At 34.3% G+C, this 21,795-nt stretch carries 18 protein-coding genes; 14 read left to right on the top strand and 4 right to left on the bottom strand.

Translation table 11 applies throughout. The features are described from left to right. From EXIGUO8A_RS07965 to EXIGUO8A_RS07900, 13 genes are all read left to right on the top strand, one after another. Positions 1–1,344, top strand: coding sequence for a serine hydrolase domain-containing protein (locus tag EXIGUO8A_RS07965; protein ID WP_159302694.1), 1,344 nt, complete (start codon positions 1–3; stop codon positions 1,342–1,344). Positions 1,345–1,381: 37 nt separating this feature from the next. Continuing rightward, a complete protein-coding gene (locus EXIGUO8A_RS07960) occupies positions 1,382–2,506 on the top strand; it encodes a CNNM domain-containing protein (protein WP_116771969.1) in 1,125 nt (374 codons plus the stop codon). Between the two features lie 15 nt (positions 2,507–2,521). Continuing rightward, entirely contained in the window at positions 2,522–2,998 is a 477-nt protein-coding gene (locus EXIGUO8A_RS07955; protein WP_159302693.1) for a methylated-DNA--[protein]-cysteine S-methyltransferase, read from the top strand. A 393-nt stretch (positions 2,999–3,391) separates the two neighbouring features. Beyond that, a complete protein-coding gene (locus EXIGUO8A_RS07950) occupies positions 3,392–3,955 on the top strand; it encodes a hypothetical protein (protein WP_159302692.1) in 564 nt (187 codons plus the stop codon). 574 nt (positions 3,956–4,529) lie between these two features. Further along, entirely contained in the window at positions 4,530–5,360 is an 831-nt protein-coding gene (locus EXIGUO8A_RS07940; RefSeq protein ID WP_159302690.1) for a hypothetical protein, read from the top strand. A 222-nt stretch (positions 5,361–5,582) separates the two neighbouring features. Next, positions 5,583–6,323, top strand: a complete 741-nt coding sequence (locus EXIGUO8A_RS07935) for a hypothetical protein (protein ID WP_159302689.1) — start codon at positions 5,583–5,585, stop codon at positions 6,321–6,323. Continuing rightward, positions 6,308–7,027: a hypothetical protein gene (locus EXIGUO8A_RS07930; protein ID WP_159302688.1), complete on the top strand. Its 720-nt coding sequence runs from the start codon at positions 6,308–6,310 to the stop codon at positions 7,025–7,027. Before EXIGUO8A_RS07935 ends, EXIGUO8A_RS07930 begins: the two co-directional genes overlap by 16 nt. Before the next feature lie 652 nt (positions 7,028–7,679). Then, positions 7,680–8,228, top strand: coding sequence for a hypothetical protein (locus EXIGUO8A_RS07925; RefSeq protein ID WP_159302687.1), 549 nt, complete (start codon positions 7,680–7,682; stop codon positions 8,226–8,228). Positions 8,229–8,470: 242 nt separating this feature from the next. Continuing rightward, on the top strand, positions 8,471–9,118 hold the full coding sequence (locus EXIGUO8A_RS07920; RefSeq protein WP_159302686.1) for a hypothetical protein: 648 nt from the start codon (positions 8,471–8,473) through the stop codon (positions 9,116–9,118). A 388-nt stretch (positions 9,119–9,506) separates the two neighbouring features. Beyond that, complete coding sequence (locus EXIGUO8A_RS07915; protein WP_159302685.1) at positions 9,507–10,850, top strand: SWIM zinc finger family protein; 1,344 nt, start codon at positions 9,507–9,509, stop codon at positions 10,848–10,850. A gap of 2 nt (positions 10,851–10,852) precedes the next feature. Next, entirely contained in the window at positions 10,853–13,798 is a 2,946-nt protein-coding gene (locus tag EXIGUO8A_RS07910) for a DUF6493 family protein (RefSeq protein WP_159302684.1), read from the top strand. A gap of 221 nt (positions 13,799–14,019) precedes the next feature. Then, entirely contained in the window at positions 14,020–14,739 is a 720-nt protein-coding gene (locus tag EXIGUO8A_RS07905) for a 3'-5' exonuclease (RefSeq protein ID WP_159302683.1), read from the top strand. A 93-nt stretch (positions 14,740–14,832) separates the two neighbouring features. Beyond that, complete coding sequence (locus EXIGUO8A_RS07900; protein ID WP_159302682.1) at positions 14,833–15,342, top strand: DUF3124 domain-containing protein; 510 nt, start codon at positions 14,833–14,835, stop codon at positions 15,340–15,342. A gap of 7 nt (positions 15,343–15,349) precedes the next feature. On the opposite strand, the gene EXIGUO8A_RS07895 is transcribed toward EXIGUO8A_RS07900, so the two are convergent. Both EXIGUO8A_RS07895 and EXIGUO8A_RS07890 read right to left on the bottom strand, forming a co-directional pair. Continuing rightward, a complete protein-coding gene (locus tag EXIGUO8A_RS07895; RefSeq protein ID WP_159302681.1) occupies positions 15,350–17,548 on the bottom strand; it encodes a S8 family serine peptidase in 2,199 nt (732 codons plus the stop codon). A 163-nt stretch (positions 17,549–17,711) separates the two neighbouring features. Then, complete coding sequence (locus EXIGUO8A_RS07890; RefSeq protein ID WP_159302680.1) at positions 17,712–18,689, bottom strand: endonuclease/exonuclease/phosphatase family protein; 978 nt, start codon at positions 18,687–18,689, stop codon at positions 17,712–17,714. Between the two features lie 110 nt (positions 18,690–18,799). Here EXIGUO8A_RS07890 and hflX point away from each other — a divergent pair, with 110 nt between their 5' ends. Then, positions 18,800–20,011, top strand: coding sequence for a GTPase HflX (gene hflX / locus EXIGUO8A_RS07885; RefSeq protein ID WP_159302679.1), 1,212 nt, complete (start codon positions 18,800–18,802; stop codon positions 20,009–20,011). Between the two features lie 276 nt (positions 20,012–20,287). Here hflX and EXIGUO8A_RS07880 read toward each other — a convergent pair whose 3' ends face one another. Next, entirely contained in the window at positions 20,288–21,208 is a 921-nt protein-coding gene (locus EXIGUO8A_RS07880) for a DUF3078 domain-containing protein (protein ID WP_159302678.1), read from the bottom strand. Positions 21,209–21,280: 72 nt separating this feature from the next. After that, positions 21,281–21,787, bottom strand: coding sequence for a DUF2480 family protein (locus EXIGUO8A_RS07875; RefSeq protein WP_159302677.1), 507 nt, complete (start codon positions 21,785–21,787; stop codon positions 21,281–21,283). Positions 21,788–21,795 lie beyond the last annotated feature (8 nt).

Below are 21,795 nucleotides of genomic sequence, written 5' to 3'. Positions count from 1 at the left end.
ATGCGCAACTATTTGTTTATACTTTTCGGTTTATTTTGTTTGATTGGGTTTGCTCAGAAGAACGAAACAAAACCCTTGTTGCTTCCGGTAGGTTCTAGTTTACAAGTAGGCTCTTTGGCAGACTATGAATTGGATTCTATCGCTATTTACAGCAAAGTAGACAGTATTATAACAAATGGTATAAAGAACAATGCTTTTCCAGGTGCTCAAATTTTAATCGCCAAGGAAGGAAACATCATTTTTCATAACGCCTACGGATTTCACACCTATGATAGTATTCAGCCGGTAGCTTTAAATGACATTTATGATCTGGCTTCGGTGACCAAAATTTTGGGTCCGCTACCTGCCATTATGAAATTGGTAGATGAAGGCAAGTTGAATTTAGACCTGCCTTTAAGCACTTACTGGAAACCTTGGAGAAGACAAAAAGACAAAGCATCTATTACGCTTCGTGAAATTTTAGCCCATCAAGCAGGTTTAGAACCCTACATTGTTTTCTTGAGCAGAACCTTAAAAAATAACGATCGGTTTAAAAAGAGGTTTATCCGTAGCACTTCAAATAAACGGTTTACTAACGAAGCCTATGATGGAATCTATGTCAAAAACAGGTTCCATAGAAAAATGTACCGCATCATTAATCGGTCTGAAGTTTCTGAGGAGAAAAAATACAAATACTCCGGTTTGTCCTTCCTCATTTTCCCTGAGTTGATTACGCAATTAACAGGGATGCCCTATGCCGAGTATATGCAGGAGAATTTTTATAAACCACTTGGTATGAAAACCTTCGGTTTTCTTCCAAGTACCAAAAATTTCAGCAGTAAAATTGTTCCGACAGAGGTCGACACCATTTATAGACACACCTTAACCCAAGGCTGGGTGCATGATGAAAATGCATCGTTGTTAGGCGGTATTTCGGGTAATGCCGGGTTGTTCGGTACAGCGCAAGATCTAGCGATTATAATGCAAATGTATGTTCAGGGCGGCATTTTTAATGGTAATCGATATATATCTGAGAACACCATAAAGGAATTTACACGGGTTCAATATCCTGAAAATGATAATAGAAGAGGTTTAGGTTTTGACAAGCCATACTTGGACAATGCGCAGTTTACATTGGCGAATGCTTATCCGGCACCAGAAGTAGGTGCCTCAAGTTTTGGTCATAGCGGCTTTACGGGCACTTTTGTTTGGGCAGATCCAGAACAGCAATTGATATATATTTTTCTATCCAACAGAGTATATCCCACCCGCAAAAACCGTAATATTTACGACCTGAACATCAGACCTGCCATTCAACAAATATTTTATAGCGCATTTGATAGATCAAAACAGCACAATCATTAGTATATTTATCAATATCTTAGATTTTTAAAACAACCCTATGGGACTACTTATATTTTACGCATTCATTTCTATTTTCTTCTCTTTTCTGTGTTCTATTCTAGAAGCGGTATTATTGAGCATAACGCCCACATTCATCAATGTAAAAATGAAAGAGGGCAAATCATATGCAACTACCTTAGAAGCACTTAAGAAAGATGTAGACCAGCCCTTGATCGCTATTTTGACCATAAATACCATTGCCCATACCGTTGGTGCCATATTGGTAGGTGTGCAGGCGAAAGCTGCTTATGCAGAACTTTACGGTAGCGAAACCAGTTCTATTTTCGGTATCGAATTTACCGAAGATTTAATGGTAGGGGTAGTTTCAACGATTATGACGATTCTTATTTTGGTCGCATCGGAAATTATACCGAAAACCATTGGTGCTACGTACTGGAAACAATTAGCGAATTTCTCTACAAAAGCACTGAATATTATGGTTTTGGGCTTAAAATATACCGGATTGCTATGGTTGCTGCGCCTTTTTACGAAAATGGTAGGCGGTGGCAAACATCATGGTAGCGTATTAAGCAGAGAAGATTTTCATGCCATGACCGATATGGCACACGAAGAAGGAGTATTCGAAAAATCGGAATCTACCATCATCAAAAACTTATTGAAGTTCGATGAAGTTTTGGTAAAGGATATCATGACGCCAAGAGCGGTGATGAAAATTGCATCGGAAGAGAAAACAATAGCAGATTTCTTTGATGATAACCCAAAGCTACGTTTCTCTAGAATACCAGTGTATACCGAAAAAATGGACAACATTACCGGTTTTGTACTTAAGGACAATGTTCTTGAAGAGATGATCAATAAAAATGGGGAGATACCGTTAAAAGAAATTAAACGAGAAATACTGGTAACACGTAGAAGTACGCCGATACCAACCTTGTTTGAAATATTCATTCAAAAACGTGAAGCAATTGCACTTGTGGTCGATGAATATGGTTCTGTTAGTGGTTTAGTAACGATGGAAGATGTCATTGAAACCCTATTAGGACTCGAAATAATGGATGAGAGCGATAATATTGCCGATTTACAGAGTCTTGCCCGTAAAAATTGGGAAACACGCGCAAAAGCTACCGGAGTTATAGAAAAACCTACTTCACCAGACGAATAATCAGTAGTACATATCATGGACGATGTTGCTTACATTAAAACCCCTTTAGGCGTTGCCAAAATTATAGGCAACGCTTACGGATTGTCCGCCATTACCGTACTCAACTCAGATGAACCTTTAACCGATGTGATACCGGAATCTTTGGAAGATGCCGTATACCAGCTCAACGAATATTTTGAAGGAAAACGAACCGATTTCAGCCTAACATTGAACCCAGAGGGCACCGAGTTTCAGAAAAAGGTTTGGACGGAACTACAGAACATTCCGTATGGCAAATCAAAATCATATTTAGAACTAGCAAAATTATTAGGTGACCCCAATGCAACAAGGGCTGCCGCATCGGCAAATGCAAGAAATCCGTTGTGGATCGTAGTGCCCTGCCACCGAGTGATCGGATCCGATGGCTCTCTTACAGGTTACGCTGGCGGATTGCATAGAAAACAGTGGTTATTAAACCATGAAAGCCCCGTAAAACAGCAAAGTTTGTTCTAAAAGTACACCCCAAACCTCGCAAAAAACAAACCACTTGGTTTGTTAGCAATAAAGAATGCCCGCTAAACTACGTACGCTTTGCATTTTGTCGATACTATTACGATTGCCGTCGTTTCTTTCAGCAAATTACAACCTATTCTACGTTCAAAAAACCGACTACTTGGTCGGTTCGTTATTTTAATGGCATTTCGCTTCTAATTTCTATAACTGACTCATTACTATGATAAAATTTATAGCCTTTATGGTTTCCCGTAATCAAGATCGAGGTGAATATTGTAGGTTTATTCTTTAATACTATATTAGTAAATAGAAAACAATTGTACATATTCCGCTATATTGGAGAATATGTGCAATTGTACACATATACAATAGTTGTGTTTAATTTAAAAAAAAATGAAATCAATATATCTAATTTGTCTAATATCAATAACATTTTCGACATCTCTTTTTGGTCAAAAATTATTAGCTGAGGTTGGAAACGAGAGGAATATTTACATTATCCATTATGGACAAATTCCAACTTTTGAATATGATTCTGTAACAACACTCTTCAAAAAAGGGGGACTGGACAAAGGATGGAAATGCTCAAGAATGATTGATAAGATGTTGAAAAAAATGTCAAAAGATGAAATAAAAGGAGACGCAATAATATTTACCTCTGAAAACATGAATGACGCTTTGGTAATTAATTTTAGAGAAAAAGAATTAGCCAAACCAACCGTAGAATTGGAAAAAATCGGAGATGTATACTTAATGTATCTGGAACAACGACCCTTATTCGAGATGGAATTTGTCATGGCTATAGAATCTCCAAAAGTAATTAAGAACTGGAGGACTTCAACATTGAGAAAAATAATGTTGAAAAAAGCTTTAAGTTCAAACCGAAAATTTAATGTCTTACATTTTAAAGAGGACGATTTATGGCAAGCAGACTCTTATATTACAGGTGTTGACTAACCGAAGGAAAACTAAACACAACAATAGTAACCGTTGCACAAGCCAATAATTAGAGATAATTGCTATCGATATAAGCCTCTTTAAGGGGCTTTTTTTATGCCATGTCAGAAGATGAACCTAAATTTTAGATGCACTGGAGAAAGGCTTTTCACGNCTTTCACCGTAATAGCCTTTGGTCAGCTTATAGAGAAAATTCAGGTCCAGAACCTCTTTTAAACGCCTGTAGAAATTGTTCTTCGGTATACGCTCGCTCAATTGGAAACGGGCGAACAGTTTTTCCTGATACTCCTTTTTTCCTTGCATACCTAAAGTTAACGACCCAACGTTAAGATCACGTTGACCCTATATGGTTTTTTCGTTAACTTGTGCAACAGGCACAATACCTAAACGTAATGCGGACTTTAGGGTAAAACAGAAAGGTCTGTGTATATGTATGAAGTCGCTAAATCTTATGGATTTAGCTTTGGAGCAAAAAAGAAAAAGCAAAACAATAAGCTTTAGCTTCGTGCGCAGACGGAAACGAAAAGTTTCCTTACTACCGCACTACGCTTAGCCGAGACCGTTAGCAAAAATTATGAAATACATATTTTTCTCAGTAATAATATTCTTAATGGTTGTTTCTAAAACATATAGTCAAGAAAACTACATGGATTACGCAATAACTAATAAAAACGATACTATTTATGGACTCCTTAGAGAAAGCGGGATTAATAACATCGTTTTATATTCCAAAAACCAAAATCCTGAATTAGATGGAATTAAATTCTACAGTAATAATCTTAAAGGGATTAATGAAATAAGATGGAATGGCAAAACCTATAAATATGAAGCGCCAGTATATGACGGAATATATGAATCTAATATTCATTCTCAAAAAAAGGGATTTATAACTCAAACAATCGGTGATTTTGTAAATCTTACTCCAAGACTTAAAGATTATGTGGTAATTAAAAATGACACAATTTATGGGGAAATAAGTAACCCTATACTTGGAAAACTCGTTTTGAAGAGCGATAGGGGAAACAAATACAAAATTAAGGTGAAAGACATCAAAGGCTACAGGTTCAAAAACGAAGTGTTTATTAGGAAAACAAAAAAAAGAGTTGAATTGTTTGATGATAAAATTTCTTTTCTCAAATCACTATTGACCGGAAAGACTAAATTATATGAATATAAGGTTTCAAAGAATAAAAATTTGGCTAATGACAATAACATATTTTCACAAGGCATTTTCTATTATATTGAAAACAATGATGGATTAACACTAATCAGACACGTAAATTTTAAGGATAAAATGAGGGATTTATTAGCAAATGATAAAGTTATGCTGGAAAAATTAAACAATGAGGAATACAGATTTGAAAATATTTATCATATCATAAATTATCTGAACAAAAAGAAATAACTTTTGCTAACAATACCTATAACAAATAGGGTCTAAAGACCGTATTTATTGGCTAGAACGTATTTGCTTAGTCCGCCAAATCTTTTGGATTTGGCAATTAAAAAAGAAAAGAAATTTACAAAACAAAAAGCTCTGGCTACGTGCGCAGACGGAAACGAAAAGTTTCTTTACCTACCCTACTTGTCATAGCTGAGACGTTACCCACAATCATTAAAATAACCTATGGCATTAAATCCAACAACAGCTAAACTACATATTGAAGGAAAACAATTAAGATATAAAGACAAAGGCATTAATGGAGTTATAAAAGCATTTAGAACAAATATTAAAAAAGCTCATTATAGTGGTTCTAACATAATCGTTGAATTAGAAACAGGAGAAATAAGAAAATTAAAAAGTCCGCTTTACAATATGGACGAATTAGTCAAACAAGCACCAAAAGTGACTAAAAAAAAAGCGGAAAAATCAAAACCTAAATCGAATAGTAGCTTATTGAATTCAAACACAGCTTCAGCAATTGGTGGTTTTGTAGCAGGAAGAGCATCTAAAAAGACGAAACCTAAAGCAAAAAAAAACCAAGATGAAGAAGAAATCATCAATTCATTTGCTCACGAATTGAATCATTTTCATAATATTTCATTTAACAATAATGTTGAAGAAATCACAAAGAAACTTGACGAAATATATTTTGGTATTAAGGCATATAAATGGAAGTTCGTAAGTGATGGCATTAATAAAGAAACAGTCACAGAAAACAACAGAAGTTTAACCAAATGCTTAAATAAATTTGAACACGGTTTAAAACTTTTATATAGTTCAACTCAAGACGAGGAACTTAAAAAAGAATATAATAAGAAATACAAAAAACTTAATCGTAAAAAAATTTCAAATAAGTTTGGTTTAGTAATAGGTCTTGTACTTTTATTTTTCATTGTAATCCTGACTTTATGGATAATGGAATAAATGACAAAATAGTATTTCAAGAATTAAACAAAATTTTTTCTTACCAATCAAGCATTGAAAGAAATGATAAAATTATAAAAAGAGGTTTTGTTTGTTCTCAAATTAAAAAAGAAAAAGTTCTTTTTGTTGGCATAAATCCTTCTTTTCCATCTGGTTCTAAAATTGAGAGTTTTCAATATAACATTGATAAAGCTGTTTATGAATATCCTCATCATTATTCCAAATTTCCTGATTTAATTAAGGAAACTGATTTTAGCGAAAGTTGGTCTTATATCGACTTATTTCAATTTAGAGAAACTGACCAAAAAAAAGTAGGAAATTTCATTAAGTCTGACCCTCAATTTTTAGTTAGTCAATTGAGGCTAACTCATAAGATAATTTGTGAAATAAATCCAGAACTTATTATTGTTTGTAATAGTGGAGCGTCTGATTTTTTTGGTATTAATAAATGGGAAAATAAAAAAGGTTGGCAAAATGTTTGGTTTGGTTACGATTTTGAATTTAATGAAAATTTCGGAATTGATATTATTAAATCAAAAAATGAAAACAGTATTTTAGATAGTGAGGATAATTTTTTAATTGGAAAACCAATTTTATTTACAAGCACATTAACTTATATGGCAAAATTCGACAAAAGGCGACTGAATTGGCAAATAAAAATGATTGCTAAAAATAGAGAATTAAATAAACATTGTGCAATGTAACTGTGGCTAATAATAGTAACCGTTGCACAAGCCAATAATTAGAGATAATTACTATCGATATAAGCCTCTTTAAGGGGCTTTTTTTTATGCTAAGCTAGAAGTTGAACGTGAATTTTCCGTGCGCCGGAGAAAGGCTTTTCGCCTAATGGACCATAATTTTTACGAATAATGGCAGGGCAAGCTTTCCTGCCCCACTTTTTTGGTGTTTGTTCTCGAATTTCAGGTACTTTTTGAGGTTGTAGGCGATCGCCGAGAGGTGCATCACCTTGTTCGCCTGTGCGAGCCCGATGGTATTTATCTTTCTCAGACTTATAAATTGGTTAAGCCCACTTAATTTTAATAATAAAAAATAAAATGGTTGGTCAGTTCGCTGTTTTTAGTCAATTCTTAAGCAGACTTAAATAATTTATAGCCTTTATGGTTTTCCGTAATGGAGTGTGCGTTTATAATTGTAGGTTTATTCTTTAATAGTATATTAGTGAGCAGAAATATATGTGCAATTGTACACATATACGATTGTTGTAAAACATTTGCATTCCTCATAAAACCTTCACTTATTTGGAAAACCCGTATTTTCCTACATTTAAACGAAATAGTTTCGAAGATGGAACACTGTAGTTTAAATTGCCGTCCAAAACATAAGAGTTATCCAATGAAATATCAAATTATCAGTAAAGCTTTATTATTATTTTTAATTATCTCAGTTCTATCATGCGATTCTGAAGATACATTGGAATCACCAGAACTATCTTTATCTGAAAAATTAATAGGCGAATGGACTTTGACCAACTATTACAGTGACTTATATTTCCATGCTAGAGAAGAAGGACGTATCGAAAAAATTGTACCCGAAGAGACAGATTATGGAATTGAATTCACAAGTAACCAAAATGAAATTATCTTATCTGGTTTTTTAAGGTACACTTGGGATGAATATGAAATTGCTGACGGAGAAAAAGTAATTACTTATCAAGCCACAAATTTTATGGACTCAGAACACGGAGAGGGTTATCATACTGGCAACTGGAAAATCGAAAATGATTTGCTGATTTGTACGGACGTCAGTTCGCAAGAGGGAATAGAATACTCAACTATATCTTCAATTGAATTTTCGGGAGACAATCTAAAACTCACTTTGGAAAACTCACAATTTGGAACTCACCTAGAAGGAGAAACCATAATAGAGTACATCAGAAAGTAAAAAAACGTTTTACAACACGTTGTATAATTAATTGCGGTCGGATTACTTAAACGGAATCCTTTGCAATCAATTATCTTTAACGTTGGGCGGACATTTTCGGTTGGAAATGTCCGCAACTAATCATACACGAACCGTTGGCAACAATTCCAAGTGTAAGTAAAAACTACTAATTTATTTAGACAACTACAACTATATTGTCCTGGACAATTATCCTAACTTTAAACGTTGATTAGAATTTTATAATGAGAAAAACGACCATAATACTTTCTACCTTAATCTTAATTTCATGTGCTGCCAAAAATATCGACACTGACAAAATTAATAGTCTAGACTATTTTGAGCCAGTTGCGTTTATCAACTTAATAAATAAAGAAAATACTACGACCGTTAATGACTCGATTTCTCAATTAGTTTCACATCGATTAGACTCTATTGTCAATGAATATTCTGATAGATTTAGAATTAGAAAGAGGTTGGAAATAAGAGACCCTTCTTTACAAAAGTCTTTTGAAAAAGAAGTTGCGGACTTAATTTTTGAAAAATTTATAAATAAAAATCCTAAAATGAATATACCAACCCCCACCATAGATTCTATACTTCAAATTAATAACTCTAGATTTACGATGCTAAATGTGGTTACTGGGTTTCAGAGAACCAAAAAAAACTTTCGCAATCAAACTCTTAAAAGTTTGGGAATAGGTCTTTTAACCTTAGGGAGTGCTATACAAATTTATTCTAAAAATAGCATAACAACTTATACATTGATTTTTGATTCAAATGGGGAGAAAATCGTATTTGAAAATAAAACAGATTTGATCGAAAGTAAACCTACAAAACCAAGCGTTTTACGTTCTGAGTTAATAAAAACATTTAGAAACTATTATTTCTAAAAAACTATTGCCAACATGGGTAACCGTTGCACAACTCCTTTTATAAAATAAATAGATGATATTCAGATGGTTTAACAAAATTAAACACCTAACAACCAACTGTTTATGATTTTGATAAACTTAAAAAAATAGGTTTTTAAGCTTATTTTATGGTTGTGCAACAGCCACACAACCTATACGTAATGCGGACTTTAGGGTTTAAACGTAAAGGTCTGTGTATATTTATGAAGTCGCTAAATCTTATGGATTTAGCTTTGGACAAGAAAAAATAAAACTAAACAATAAGCTTTAGCTTCGTGCATAGACGGAAACGAAAAGTTTCCTTGCCACCGCACTACGCATAGCTAAAACGTTAGCTAACATTTAGATTAAACTCCGTAAATTGAAGATGATAGAAACTTTAAGTTATAAATATAATTCGCTCTCAAGTTTAGAAAAGAAACAAGGTAAAGAAAACCTACTGCTGTCAAAATTCAATGAAGTCGATAAAGGTAGTTCGCCTTGTTTTTTCTGGGGTAAATTGAACAATCCTTACGAGCTATCGAGATGCTTAATAACATTATCCAATACAGTTCAATCGAGCTTTAATTTATCTCCATTTCAATTAGCATTATTAAAAGATCCCATAGTAACTGCTGGGAATAATCAGATACGTTTTGAGGGATTTTCACACTGTGCAGGAGTTTATGCAAGAGTTGATGTATTAGAAAATGGACAGGACGGCGAGTTTATAGAAAATGGTACTACTAATGTAGATTTTAATACACCTTTGATTTCTGAATTAGGCAAAATCAAGAAAAATGACAATCTCATTTTATCTGTCGGTCAAAAGGAAGTAGGATTCCATAAAGAAGGCGAAAGTTTTATTGAACGAAAAGTGCCCTTACCTAGCAAATGGATTAAAGGACTTACAACTGTTCAACATTATTTTTCGGAGTCTGATTATGCCCAAACGCTAAATCGTATTCAAGCCATTCAATTATTTAAGACAATTCCATCAGGAAAAGTAAAGACAGACTACTATCTCATAAAACGTGGTAACAAATATTTATTTAGCCCTTTAAAGGCTTTTAATGCTTTTTGTATTGGTGGCATTCACAGATTAAAATTGCTTCAGCCTTTAATACCATTGATCAATGAATTAAAGGTTTTTCCACATAAGGACATGCAGTCGGTGACTTTAATTTTATGTTTTGACGAATTGAATTTTGTGTTCTCTGTCTCTAGAGATTTTTGGAGAGGTTTTTCAGGCGAAGGTGCAGCTTTAGAAGCTTTAATAGAAGACTTGCCAGATTCACTGATACAAGCATTTGATAATTACTCTTATACAAATCAAGAATTTAATCCAGCATTAATGTCTTTTGAGGAAGGAATAGACATTTCCAAGATTGAAAAACTATCTACTAAATTATCTGCTATGGGTTTGTTGGGTTATGACTTAGCAAAAAATGGATTCTTCTACAGAAGATTACCCTTTAAGCTCGAAAGAATTTTATCATTGAACCCTAGATTAAAAGGTGCAGAAAAGCTTTTAGAAGAAAACAAAGTTCATATAACCTTAAAGACCGATAACGAAATAGAAGCTAAAGTAGAAGGTAGTGGTGTACAACATTATGTTGTTGTAAAAGGAGATTTACAAAAGTGTACCTGCACTTGGTTTAGTAAAAACCAAGGTGAACGGGGAGCTTGTAAGCATATTTTAGCAGTAAAGAAAAAAGCAAAATCCAATTAAATATGCTTAAAAAAGAATTAGAACAAATTGTTCTTAAGGAAAAAGATATTATTCCATTTTTAAAAAAGCTTAACCCAAAAGATAAACGAGAGCTTGTTCCTTTTCTAAAAAAATTGAAAGAAAAGATTTTTGAACGTTACGATGTGACCGAAAAAACAAAATGGGGAATGTCTTATACTACAAAACCCGTTCACTCTGAAGCTAAACGAAACCTTGTAAACAAAGCTTGTTACGTATGCTTTAATAAAACAGATACTAAAAAGGCTTTTTTTAATGTCAGCCAACTTTCTGTAAGTGATGATTATTTAGAAAACATTATTCCTTGGTATATTCCAAAATGGTATAGTAACTTGATTAACGAGGATATGCCTTGGGAATTGAATTATGAGAAGATGATGGCTTTATATAAAAAGGGCTTGTTAGAACCTTCTCATGCTTTAATACTAGCTAGACTTCCAAATGCAATAGTTGAAAGCAAATGGGAGAATAATAAAAATAGAAGTTTTTATAGACCTGAAGTTCTTCATAAGCACAAAGAGACTTTAGACGATCATATTTGGTTTTTGTTTGAAGAAGAATCTGGCATTAACAATTATTATAATTATTTACATCTAGAGAATTATAAAGGAGGCAATGATATTTGGATTAATACAATAACCTATTTGGTTGCTGAAAATAAACTTGACAGAAAAAAGGTATTAGTAGCAACAATCTACTCTTCTACTAAAGGATTTAATAAAACTTTAAGCGGTTGGTTTTTTGATTTACTAATCAAATTAAATCCCTCACAAGATGAAGTTTTAAGTCTACAGAATGAGTTTTTTGCAGCTTTAAACTCACCACATTCTAAAGTAATAAATACAGTTTTAAAATATTTCAAATTAGTCGCTAATCAGAAGAAGTTCAAGCATAAAGTCTTTATTGAGAATGCCTCTATTCTATTAAATTCTGAAACTAAATCTGTTGTTAATTCAACGCTAATGATTTTAGATAAAATTGCTAAAGTTTATAAATCTTCGAGTATTTCTATTTGTAAGAAAGCAGCAGAAGCTTTGATAAATGTTGATGAAAAAATACAATTAAGAGCAGCAAAAATAATAGAGAAATACGGAAACCCGAAAAAACAAGAATTGTTAGAAGAAGTTAGTCTCTATGCAGATAATCTATTTCATTCATCAAAGGAAGTTTTAAAGGAATACATTATCTCTAACGAGGAAATCGAAGAAGAATCCTATGAAGTAGAAGATGCAAAACTTTTATCTGAAGAAAATAAGCTACCTACATACGGGTCATTAGATGATTTAATCTTTTTTATAAGTCAGGTTATTGATAATAATGAAGTCTATCATATAGATTTACTTTTGAGTTATTTGCCAAAACTGAATGTTCTTTTAAACAAAGACAATGTTGCCAAATTAGAACCGATTTTTAAACGATCTCTTGATCTTTCAATGAATTTCGAAGGTTGGAATAGTCAAATTGGAAGCCTTGAGTCAGAAGCTGCATTTTACTTAAACGATTTTGCAGAAATCTTGATGAATAAATATCCTTTGGAACTTCAAAGTTTTAAAAAAACTAAAGACCAAAAGATAAAAAAACTTAAAAAAGACCGCTTTTATAAATCACGGTATAAAGAAAATCTCAAAGAGATAGAGTATCAAAGTATTCCAGACTATATATACCAAATACATCATTCCTTATTCATACAATCAAAATCTTTAATTAAAAAAGGATTAACTCTTGAGTTATTGTCTACACCTACACATGCTCCATGCTGGGTTGACCCAAAAGTTCTAATTGATAGAATTATATCCTATGAAAAAAGAAATGAGGAAATTAATTTATTCGATTTTCAAATAGCCATAGGGAGACTACCTATAAATAAAGACACCTCTGATATTTTTGAAAATATTGATAAGATAAATGATGGCGACATTAAAGAAGTTCTCAAGTATCATTTTGACCAATTGGAAATTCAAAACGTTAATATATCAAGACCAGAATTATGGCTTCAAAGCGTATTAAGTAAAAACAGCGATGAAGAAATCACATATTTTCAAGAATATCTAGCTAATCCTTTACAAAAAGAAAAAGGTGCTTATAGTTGGGATTGCAGATTGAGAGATCATTTCTATAAAGAATACGATTATGCAGCTGGTAAACAAGTACAGAAAAAAATGATTAGAAAGGAGTTGAAATATAAAGATTTTAACCTTCAAAAAAACGAACCTGAATCTCTTATCTCAAGTCTTAAAAATGTTTTGAATAAAAAGAAGAAGAAAATCAAGATTAGTAGTATTTACGAATATATGTACTTTAAAAAACAAAAATACTATACTACAATACAACCTAATGATGATGTAAAATTCTTATTTCTCTCTCCAAATAATCCTAGCATGTTCTTAAGTCATGTTATTCATAACAACTTAAAGGAATCTACATTCTTTGATGAAAGCAGTAAAAAGAATATGGTTAATTTATTGAAGGGAATATATGAAATATGGTACAGAGCTGATTTCAAAGAATCGACCTACTTGTTTTTATCTACAGGGCTTTTGTGTAGTGACAAAGTAGCTAGAGAGCTTGCTGCAGAAATATGGATTAAAGCAAATTCTGAAAACAAAATCAACAATAGAATAATAGGTCAAATTTTAGGCAAATTAGAATCAGGAGAATATGCACCTCTTAAACGATTTACAGATTTGTTGACTGCTAGTCTTTTTAAAGTGTCAAAGAGGCATAATGAATCTTTATTTACCCTATTAGACAATATGATTGGCAACATGAATGATGAACCCATTAGAGGGATTAAGAAGTTACTTGAATTATTTTTAGAGTTAAAACATACTTTCCCTCAAATAGAAATTAGCGAATCAACAAAAGATAAATTATCAGGATGGAAGAATTCAAAAACACTCAAACCTGTAATAACCAATATTGAGAAATAACTAAAACTGGCTACAACAACGGTAACCGTTGCACAAGCCTATAATTAGAAATAATTACTATCGATATAAGCCTCTTCAGGGGCTTTTTTTTAGCCTTTTAGAAGCTGAACGTCAATTTTTGGTACGTAACAGAAGTGCTTATCGGGTAATGAAGCGTGGTTTATGCAAATGACAATAACGAAATTACCATAATTTCCTACTTATTAGTATCTTACCTTTCTATGCCTAACAAAATACATCTTGAACATATCTTGTTTTTAGATATTGAGACCGTACCAGAAAAGAGCTCTTTTGACCAGTTAGACGATACTACCAAAGAACTGTGGGCACATAAATCTCAGTACCAACGTAAAGACGATATAACCGCAGAGGAATTTTACGACCGTGCCGGTATTTGGGCGGAGTTCGGTAAGATCATTTGTATTTCAGTTGGTTATTTTATTGTTCAAGGTGATCGTAGAAATTTTAGAATTACCACATTTTACGGTGAAGAAGCCAAACTTCTACAAGATTTTAAAGATATGTTAGACGAGCACTTTAACCATGCAAAGCATGTGCTGTGTGCTCATAATGGTAAAGAGTTCGATTTCCCTTACATAGCACGCCGTATGATCATTAACGGCATATCATTACCCCAAAAACTGGACCTGTTCGGTAAAAAACCGTGGGAAGTACCACATATAGATACGATGGAGCTTTGGAAATTTGGCGATTACAAGCATTATACGTCCTTAAAACTAATGGCGCATGTACTGGGTATACCATCACCAAAAGAGGATATTGATGGCGGTATGGTACGCAGCGTCTACTATGAACAAAATGATCTAAAGCGTATTATTAAATATTGCGAATTAGATGTATTGACTACAGCACAGGTATATTTACGACTAAGAAACGAGGCATTATTGAATGATAACGAAGTAAAGAAAGTAGCCAAATAATAGATTTGAGTTAAAAAAAGCATCCAACGATATAAAAACATAACGAATGATGTAATTTTGTTTGTACCATCATTATGTAAAAGAGTCTTATTTATGAAAAAATGCATCTTATTATTTTCGGTAATCGTTTTAGTAGCAAGTTGTGTGGAAGAAAAGGAAATAAGCTCTATAAACCCTGAAAACTGGTCAAAGAGAAAAACGACCATAAATGCCATGGATTCGTTAGAGCATGGTAAATCTTACCTATCTATCTATTCTCAAATTTACAGCAGTTCTGAGCATAAGACCCATAATTTAACGGCAATGGTGAGTTTACGCAACACCAGTGATGTCGATACCATTTATTTGACAAAAGCAGAGTATTTTGATACGCATGGTGTATCGTTAAGAAACTATTTTAACCACCCTATCTATCTGGCACCATTGGAAACTGTTGAAATTATCATCGATGAGATGGATGTTGAAGGTGGTACGGGCTCTAATTTCATATTTGAATGGCATGCACCCAAAGAAAGTCCGGAGCCTTTATTTGAAGGTATAATGAACTCCACCGTTGGGCAACAAGGGCTATCATTTACCACACAATCCAGAAGGATCAATTAAACCCGATTTAGTACTTATAGAACTTAGTACTCTTATTAACATCAAAATCTTGAATCTGTAATACGTAAAGACCAGAAGGTAGATCAGAAACGTTGATTCTTGAATTTGTAGCGGCATCCATTTTTAACTCCACACCACTGGTGCTCATAATTCTATATACCGCCGTATCCGATGTTTTTACGTTCAACTGAATTTCATCGACCGCAGGGTTTGGGTAAACATTAAAAGGAATTTGAGAATCTGCACTTAAGGCGTTTAACGTTTCCAGTTCGGTCTCTTCACCGTTAAAGGTAAAAGTAGCCACTTCACTAAACTCAGAAGCGATGTTTTGTGAGCAGAACGTTCTTAATCTAAAAGAATAGGTTTGATCCAATAACAATGCTTTCCAGCTAAATGTATTGATTGAAATATACTCGGTAGTCCATTCTTGTTGGTGTACTTCTTTGTACTGAATTTCATATAGTGCGTCTTCAGTAGCATCCCAAGTTAATTCAACACTAGAAGTTTCCGCTGCGTCAAGGGCAACTTCTGGAGCTTGAATGGAACAGCTGGTCATTGCCACACCAGAAACGATCAATGAAAAATCTTGCATATCGTTTATCAAGTCCCCTTTATGGGTTACCGTAATGGTATATGAACCACTGGCATTGGCTATTTCAACTCTTTCAAAAGGATCAACCTTATTATCACCTCTAGTAGCGGCACTACTGGCTTGAGCAGGATTTAATTTCCAAGGTAAAAATGTTTTTCCGTTTTGTGTGATTCTAATATCAAGATCGTTTACCAAGGCAGCCGTAGTATTGTTAAGTTCACCTGTATTTACAAAACTCGACTGTACATCTGTCCAAGAAATAGAAGCGATCAATGGCTCATTACCTTCAGCAGTAACTTCAAATGAGAAAGACGCACCGTTTTCCAACGATTCTTCCGCTACGTGACTTGTAAAATCTTTATTGTTCAATAATTCTGCCGCGGTTTTGGAGTTCATGATTCCCCATCCCATTTTATAATCAGGACCTTCGGCATCAATGTCATCTGCAGTATGTAAAGCCAAGCCTTTTAAAGTAGCAGCTTTCATATACTCACCGTAAAGCTCTTCATGATATTGTTGTAACAATAATAAAGAACCCGTAACCCCAGGCGTAGCCATAGAGGTACCCGAAGAAGTATCATAGCTTGTATTGCTAGCGGCATCCGTAGATAATACCGTACCGCCGTTACCAGCTAAATCGGGCTTAATTCTACCATCATCAACAGGACCAAAACTACTATAGGCAGAAACTTCGGCACTTTTTAAGTTTCCGTTGTTATCTATTTTAGAATTGGCACCGGCAACCGTAATATTGTTTTTAGAAATGGTGAAACCCAAAAGCACGTCAAAACCATCGGCAGTTTTACCGTAAATAGGGGTATCATTATCGCTACTTTTTTGAGCATTACCTGCAGCGGTAACCATTAAGTAATAAGGAGCATTGTACATGATCTTGTCCCAATCTTGCGCTACTTTGGTATACGCACCAAAATACCAGTCTGGTACACGATCTGCTTTTATACCGTAAGAATGGTTAGAAAGCAAAAGACCATCTGCAGCGGCTTCGGTAACCTCTATCTTATCCCTTGTCCAATCATGCGAAATAACATTCGCCATATTGGCAACTCCCCTAGCATCTTTTTTAAGTCCCGTTGAAATAATACTTCCTGTAACATGAGTGGCATGGGTATCCACTTCAGCGTTTTCATCTCCAACAGCAATTCTTGATGTATATTCCACATGATTTTGAAGTGCTATACCAGCATCCCAAACACCAACGTTCATTCCATTACCATCCAAATCCAATCCCATTAAACCATCGGTATTTAAAGTACTAGCTCTTGAAACCAACCCAGCTTCATCTGCATATGTCTCATAATACAAAGGGCTACCATCTGCACCTATACCCTGTAACTCTATTTTTTTACCATTGGCAAGTGTTTCCTTGATTTTCCAATTGTTCAATTTCGCCGCTTCCTGTAATTGGGTTCTTTCAAGAGCATATTCAGATACCAAGTTAGACCTAAAATTCGCCAATGCGGTCTTCTTATTATTGTCAGCTATTTTTAAACGCTGTTGAGATGTTTGTGCAGTTGCAAAATTTGCGGCGAACACAATAAAGAACAGTATTAAAAGAATACTATTTGTGCGGTAGGTTGGTTTGTAGGAATTCATAGTAGGTTGCAATTGTAAGATTTGGACTACAAATATATGAACCCTGCTGAGTGTTCGGTGAATGAACACTTTTATTCGATGAATTACCTAGAGATAAAGATGAACCTGTTGTGAAAACCCCATTTTTTGATGTGTAGGATTTTTATTTCTATTAATTTTAGGATTATGAATTGAAAGTAAGCATAGCATAAACCGGAAAGTGATCGCTGTATCCACCAAGATATTTGTCAGAAACAAAGGTTCGATAGGGTGTACCTTTATATTTTCCTTTCTTTTCCCTTAGCGATTTGTGATCATAAATATCTGCCTTATCAAAACTATGGGTGTTCTTTTCATAATTGAAAAAAGAGTTGGAGACCAAAATTTGATCGAACATATTCCACTTGTTTCCATAAACAGATGATCCCCTACTGTTGGGTATGTGCAAAGTCTCCATTGGGTTGAAAAGACCCGCCTCTTCTTTTAAGGTCTGTATGCTCAACGATGAGGGATCATCATTAAAATCTCCCATAACAATAATGTTAGGGTCCAATTCTTCTGTTTTAATACCTTCTATACGTTGAACTATCTCTTTTGCCGCAATAACACGTTTGTATTCCGTCTCAACACCACCATCTCTTCTAGATGGCCAATGATTTACAAAGACGTGTACCAATTCTTTATTTAATTCTCCTTTTACATATAAGATATCTCTTGTGGTATCTCTAACGCCACCGACATTATCTACCAAGAGTGCCAAAGGTTCTGCATGCAGCAACTTAAAAAATCGTCTACGGTAAATAAGTCCCGTATCGATACCCCGTTCATCTGGAGAATCGAAATGTACAAAACCATAATCCACATCATCTAACGGATCGGTATCTAACAATGCTTTAAGCACACTATTATTCTCTGCTTCGGCTACACCAATTAAAGCAGGAGGATAAGGATGTTCTTCATCTCCTATTCTATAAATTGTTTTGGCAAGTTTCTGTAATTTACGCTGGTATTTTTCTACCGTCCACTTTTTAACTCCGTTAGGGGTAAAATCCTTATCCAATATGTTCACATTACGTTCTGGATCAAATAGATTTTCTAAATTGTAGAAAGCGACCGTATAGCGCTGTTTTTTAGTCTTTTTCTTAAAAAATGGTAATCGCATGTATATAATTAAGGTATAAACTACTGCAGAGCAAGTACTCTTGAGTATCGAGTCAATAAAAATACGAAATAGCTTATGGGTAATTGCTTAATTTTGCACTTTACGTTATTATGATAGAAAAGAAGAGTATAGATTATGAAAAAGCGGTTCTTATTGGTATTATCAATAGGGAACAGAGTGAAGAAAAGGTATCTGAGTATTTAGATGAGTTAGAGTTCCTTACCTATACCGCTGGTGGCGAAGTAACAAAACGGTTTATACAACGTATGGACGTACCCAACCCAAAAACACTAATTGGTAGCGGTAAAATGGAAGAGGTACAGCAATATGTTGAGGAGAACAAAATAGGTTCCGTTATTTTTGATGATGAGCTTACGCCTGCTCAGCAACGAAACATTGAAAAAATACTACGTTGTAAGATCATTGATAGAACAAGTTTGATCTTAGATATTTTTGCACAGCGCGCACAGACAAGTTACGCCCGTACCCAAGTAGAGCTGGCACAATATGAATATCTATTGCCTAGGCTAACCGGACTTTGGACACACCTAGAGCGACAAAAAGGGGGTATTGGTATGCGCGGACCCGGGGAAACGGAAATTGAAACCGATAGACGTATTGTTCGTGACCGTATTACTTTACTGAAAAAGAAACTGAACAAAATTGACCGCCAAATGGAAACCCAAAGAGGTAACCGTGGTGCCTTGGTAAGGGTTGCATTGGTTGGGTATACCAACGTGGGTAAATCTACCCTAATGAACGTTATAAGTAAGAGTGATGTATTTGCGGAGAATAAACTGTTTGCCACCTTGGATACTACGGTTAGAAAGGTCGTTTTAGGTAATTTACCTTTTCTTTTAAGTGACACGGTAGGATTTATTAGAAAACTACCTACCCAACTGGTAGAAAGCTTTAAAAGTACTTTAGATGAAGTTCGTGAAGCAGATTTGTTATTGCACGTTGTTGACATTTCGCATCCGCAGTTTGAAGAACATATAGATTCTGTAAATAATATTTTGTCGGATATTAAAAGCTCGGATAAAAAAACAATTATGGTCTTCAATAAAATAGATCAGTACGAGCATGAAACTATAGATGACGATGATTTAATTACAGAACGCACCGGAAGACATTTTACCATCAATGATTGGAAACATACCTGGATGGAAAAAGTAGGTGACCGTGCCATTTTCATTTCTGCATTGAACAAAGAAAACCTTGATGAGTTTAGAAAACGAGTCTACGACGAAGTAAGAGATATACATGTTACCCGTTTTCCGTATAACAATTTCTTATACCCAGAACATTTAGACGAGTATTAATGACCAATTTTAATCAAATTAGTGTAGTTCATCGATGAAATTAAACCGATGATAAATCTCACCACACAATGCGTTCAGTTCACAACATAAATTGTTTTCAGCAAGACCATATGTATTAATTTTACAGTGTACTTAAGCAAAGGTATTGACCCCAAATCGATATTTTACTTATGATAACAAAAAGTAAAATCCCAAATTTTACGATAATTACTTAACCGAAAAAAGCCCTCTAAACAGAGGGCTTTTTTAATTTATACACTTATACGTTTTTAATACTTAGAACGCGTAGTTAAGACCTACTAAGAAATAGGTCTGTAACTTGTTGTCAACAGTATCGAATGTCTCTGCAGGATTGTCAGCTAATGCAAAGTTTAAAGCTTCTTGCTTGTTGTCACGTAAACCGAATTCAAAACCTAAACCGATTCCGTTCCATAACGTGTAACCAAAAGAGTTGATCCAAGTTAAGTTCGAAAGGTCACCGCTCTTATAGCTTTGAAACATAGATAGGTTAGATTTAAAGTTTACAGCACCGATCTTTTTAGTATAATCGGCAACGATCTTAGCACCTAAAGAAGATTCAAAAACTGCATCGTTATCACTAAATACAAAGTTGTAGTTTAAAGGGTGAATAACAACGACCAAGTCGGTAATTGGGTTCCAAGTGGCACCAACACCTAAATCAAGGTACCCAGGATCATTGAAATTATCTAAAATAGTAGTTCGGTATTCAGCCAAACCTGAAATAGCCCACTTCTCACTAATGTTTCTACCATAAAGAGATGTGATGTTGAAAACATCCGTTCCTTTTTGGAAGCTATCATCATCGGTATCGTCGTTCTTATCGTCGAACTTTACCCATCCAAGGTTTACGTTTGCAGAGTTTCTCCAAAAGAATTTTTCTTCCTTTAAATTGGCAAAAGCATTTACGGTTACACCAATGTTACCAGAAGCTAAATCTGGTGTACCTTGACCGTACCAATTATTAAAGCTGCTCAAGTTAGCACCAATAGTACCAAAAGCACCTTTTTTCCAACCTGGTAAGGCATCGATTTTACCTTGAATTGCATCTGCTCTACCTTGTATAGCTGCAATAGAATCTTTAGCTGCACCTAACTGTGTTTTTAATTCTTCTTCCGTTTGAGAGAAACCAACGGTTGCAACAAAAGCAAGAGCTAGGGTTAATACAATTTTTTTCATAATAATTAATGTTTATAATTTATAGTTGCGCAAATGTAAGAATACTTCGCAACTTCTTTAAACAGGAAATTGTTATTTTCTCTTGTATAATGGTACCGAAGAGCATGCTTCGCCGTACATAATGGACTTTGCGACCGGTTTCAACCGCTCGGCTAGAAACAGATAAGCGTTAGCTGGCACAGGTTTTTTACTGCATCCTTTAATAATTATTAATTTATCTTGATATTCAGAAACATCGATATTTTCAATTATAGATTGATAAATACTCGTCTCTAAATCTACCAATGAGCCTTGCACCGCTTTTTTGGCAATACCGCTAAGCTTAACACTTAATAGCAGGTAAGCCCAACCCGGTATTATTGCATCTGTAGAACAATGCATAGCAACATAGGCATCTTTATATTGAGACCAATCATGTTCTTCAACAAAGGCTCTAAATTCTTTTTCTTTAAGAATAAAGCCTTCATACAACCAATCTTTTATGTCCAATACCATTCTTTCGCCTTTCGGGTAGTAATCCTCAAGGTTAAAAGTAATAAGCTTACTTTGAGCAACTTTATTTATTATCTCATCTTGCATAATGGCAT

The organism is Maribacter litoralis (assembly GCF_902506355.1).
GTDB lineage: Bacteria > Bacteroidota > Bacteroidia > Flavobacteriales > Flavobacteriaceae > Maribacter > Maribacter litoralis.
Note: the sequence above shows the minus strand (reverse complement) of the source record. Positions and strands in the feature narration are given on the sequence as shown.

Coding starts and splice junctions, on each gene's coding strand:
- EXIGUO8A_RS07965 (WP_159302694.1), top strand. CDS start 1: ATGCGCAACTATTTGTTTATACTTTTCGGTTTATTTTGTTTGATTGGG.
- EXIGUO8A_RS07960 (WP_116771969.1), top strand. CDS start 1,382: ATGGGACTACTTATATTTTACGCATTCATTTCTATTTTCTTCTCTTTT.
- EXIGUO8A_RS07955 (WP_159302693.1), top strand. CDS start 2,522: ATGGACGATGTTGCTTACATTAAAACCCCTTTAGGCGTTGCCAAAATT.
- EXIGUO8A_RS07950 (WP_159302692.1), top strand. CDS start 3,392: ATGAAATCAATATATCTAATTTGTCTAATATCAATAACATTTTCGACA.
- EXIGUO8A_RS07940 (WP_159302690.1), top strand. CDS start 4,530: ATGAAATACATATTTTTCTCAGTAATAATATTCTTAATGGTTGTTTCT.
- EXIGUO8A_RS07935 (WP_159302689.1), top strand. CDS start 5,583: ATGGCATTAAATCCAACAACAGCTAAACTACATATTGAAGGAAAACAA.
- EXIGUO8A_RS07930 (WP_159302688.1), top strand. CDS start 6,308: ATGGATAATGGAATAAATGACAAAATAGTATTTCAAGAATTAAACAAA.
- EXIGUO8A_RS07925 (WP_159302687.1), top strand. CDS start 7,680: ATGAAATATCAAATTATCAGTAAAGCTTTATTATTATTTTTAATTATC.
- EXIGUO8A_RS07920 (WP_159302686.1), top strand. CDS start 8,471: ATGAGAAAAACGACCATAATACTTTCTACCTTAATCTTAATTTCATGT.
- EXIGUO8A_RS07915 (WP_159302685.1), top strand. CDS start 9,507: ATGATAGAAACTTTAAGTTATAAATATAATTCGCTCTCAAGTTTAGAA.
- EXIGUO8A_RS07910 (WP_159302684.1), top strand. CDS start 10,853: ATGCTTAAAAAAGAATTAGAACAAATTGTTCTTAAGGAAAAAGATATT.
- EXIGUO8A_RS07905 (WP_159302683.1), top strand. CDS start 14,020: ATGCCTAACAAAATACATCTTGAACATATCTTGTTTTTAGATATTGAG.
- EXIGUO8A_RS07900 (WP_159302682.1), top strand. CDS start 14,833: ATGAAAAAATGCATCTTATTATTTTCGGTAATCGTTTTAGTAGCAAGT.
- EXIGUO8A_RS07895 (WP_159302681.1), bottom strand. CDS start 17,548: ATGAATTCCTACAAACCAACCTACCGCACAAATAGTATTCTTTTAATA.
- EXIGUO8A_RS07890 (WP_159302680.1), bottom strand. CDS start 18,689: ATGCGATTACCATTTTTTAAGAAAAAGACTAAAAAACAGCGCTATACG.
- hflX (WP_159302679.1), top strand. CDS start 18,800: ATGATAGAAAAGAAGAGTATAGATTATGAAAAAGCGGTTCTTATTGGT.
- EXIGUO8A_RS07880 (WP_159302678.1), bottom strand. CDS start 21,208: ATGAAAAAAATTGTATTAACCCTAGCTCTTGCTTTTGTTGCAACCGTT.
- EXIGUO8A_RS07875 (WP_159302677.1), bottom strand. CDS start 21,787: ATGCAAGATGAGATAATAAATAAAGTTGCTCAAAGTAAGCTTATTACT.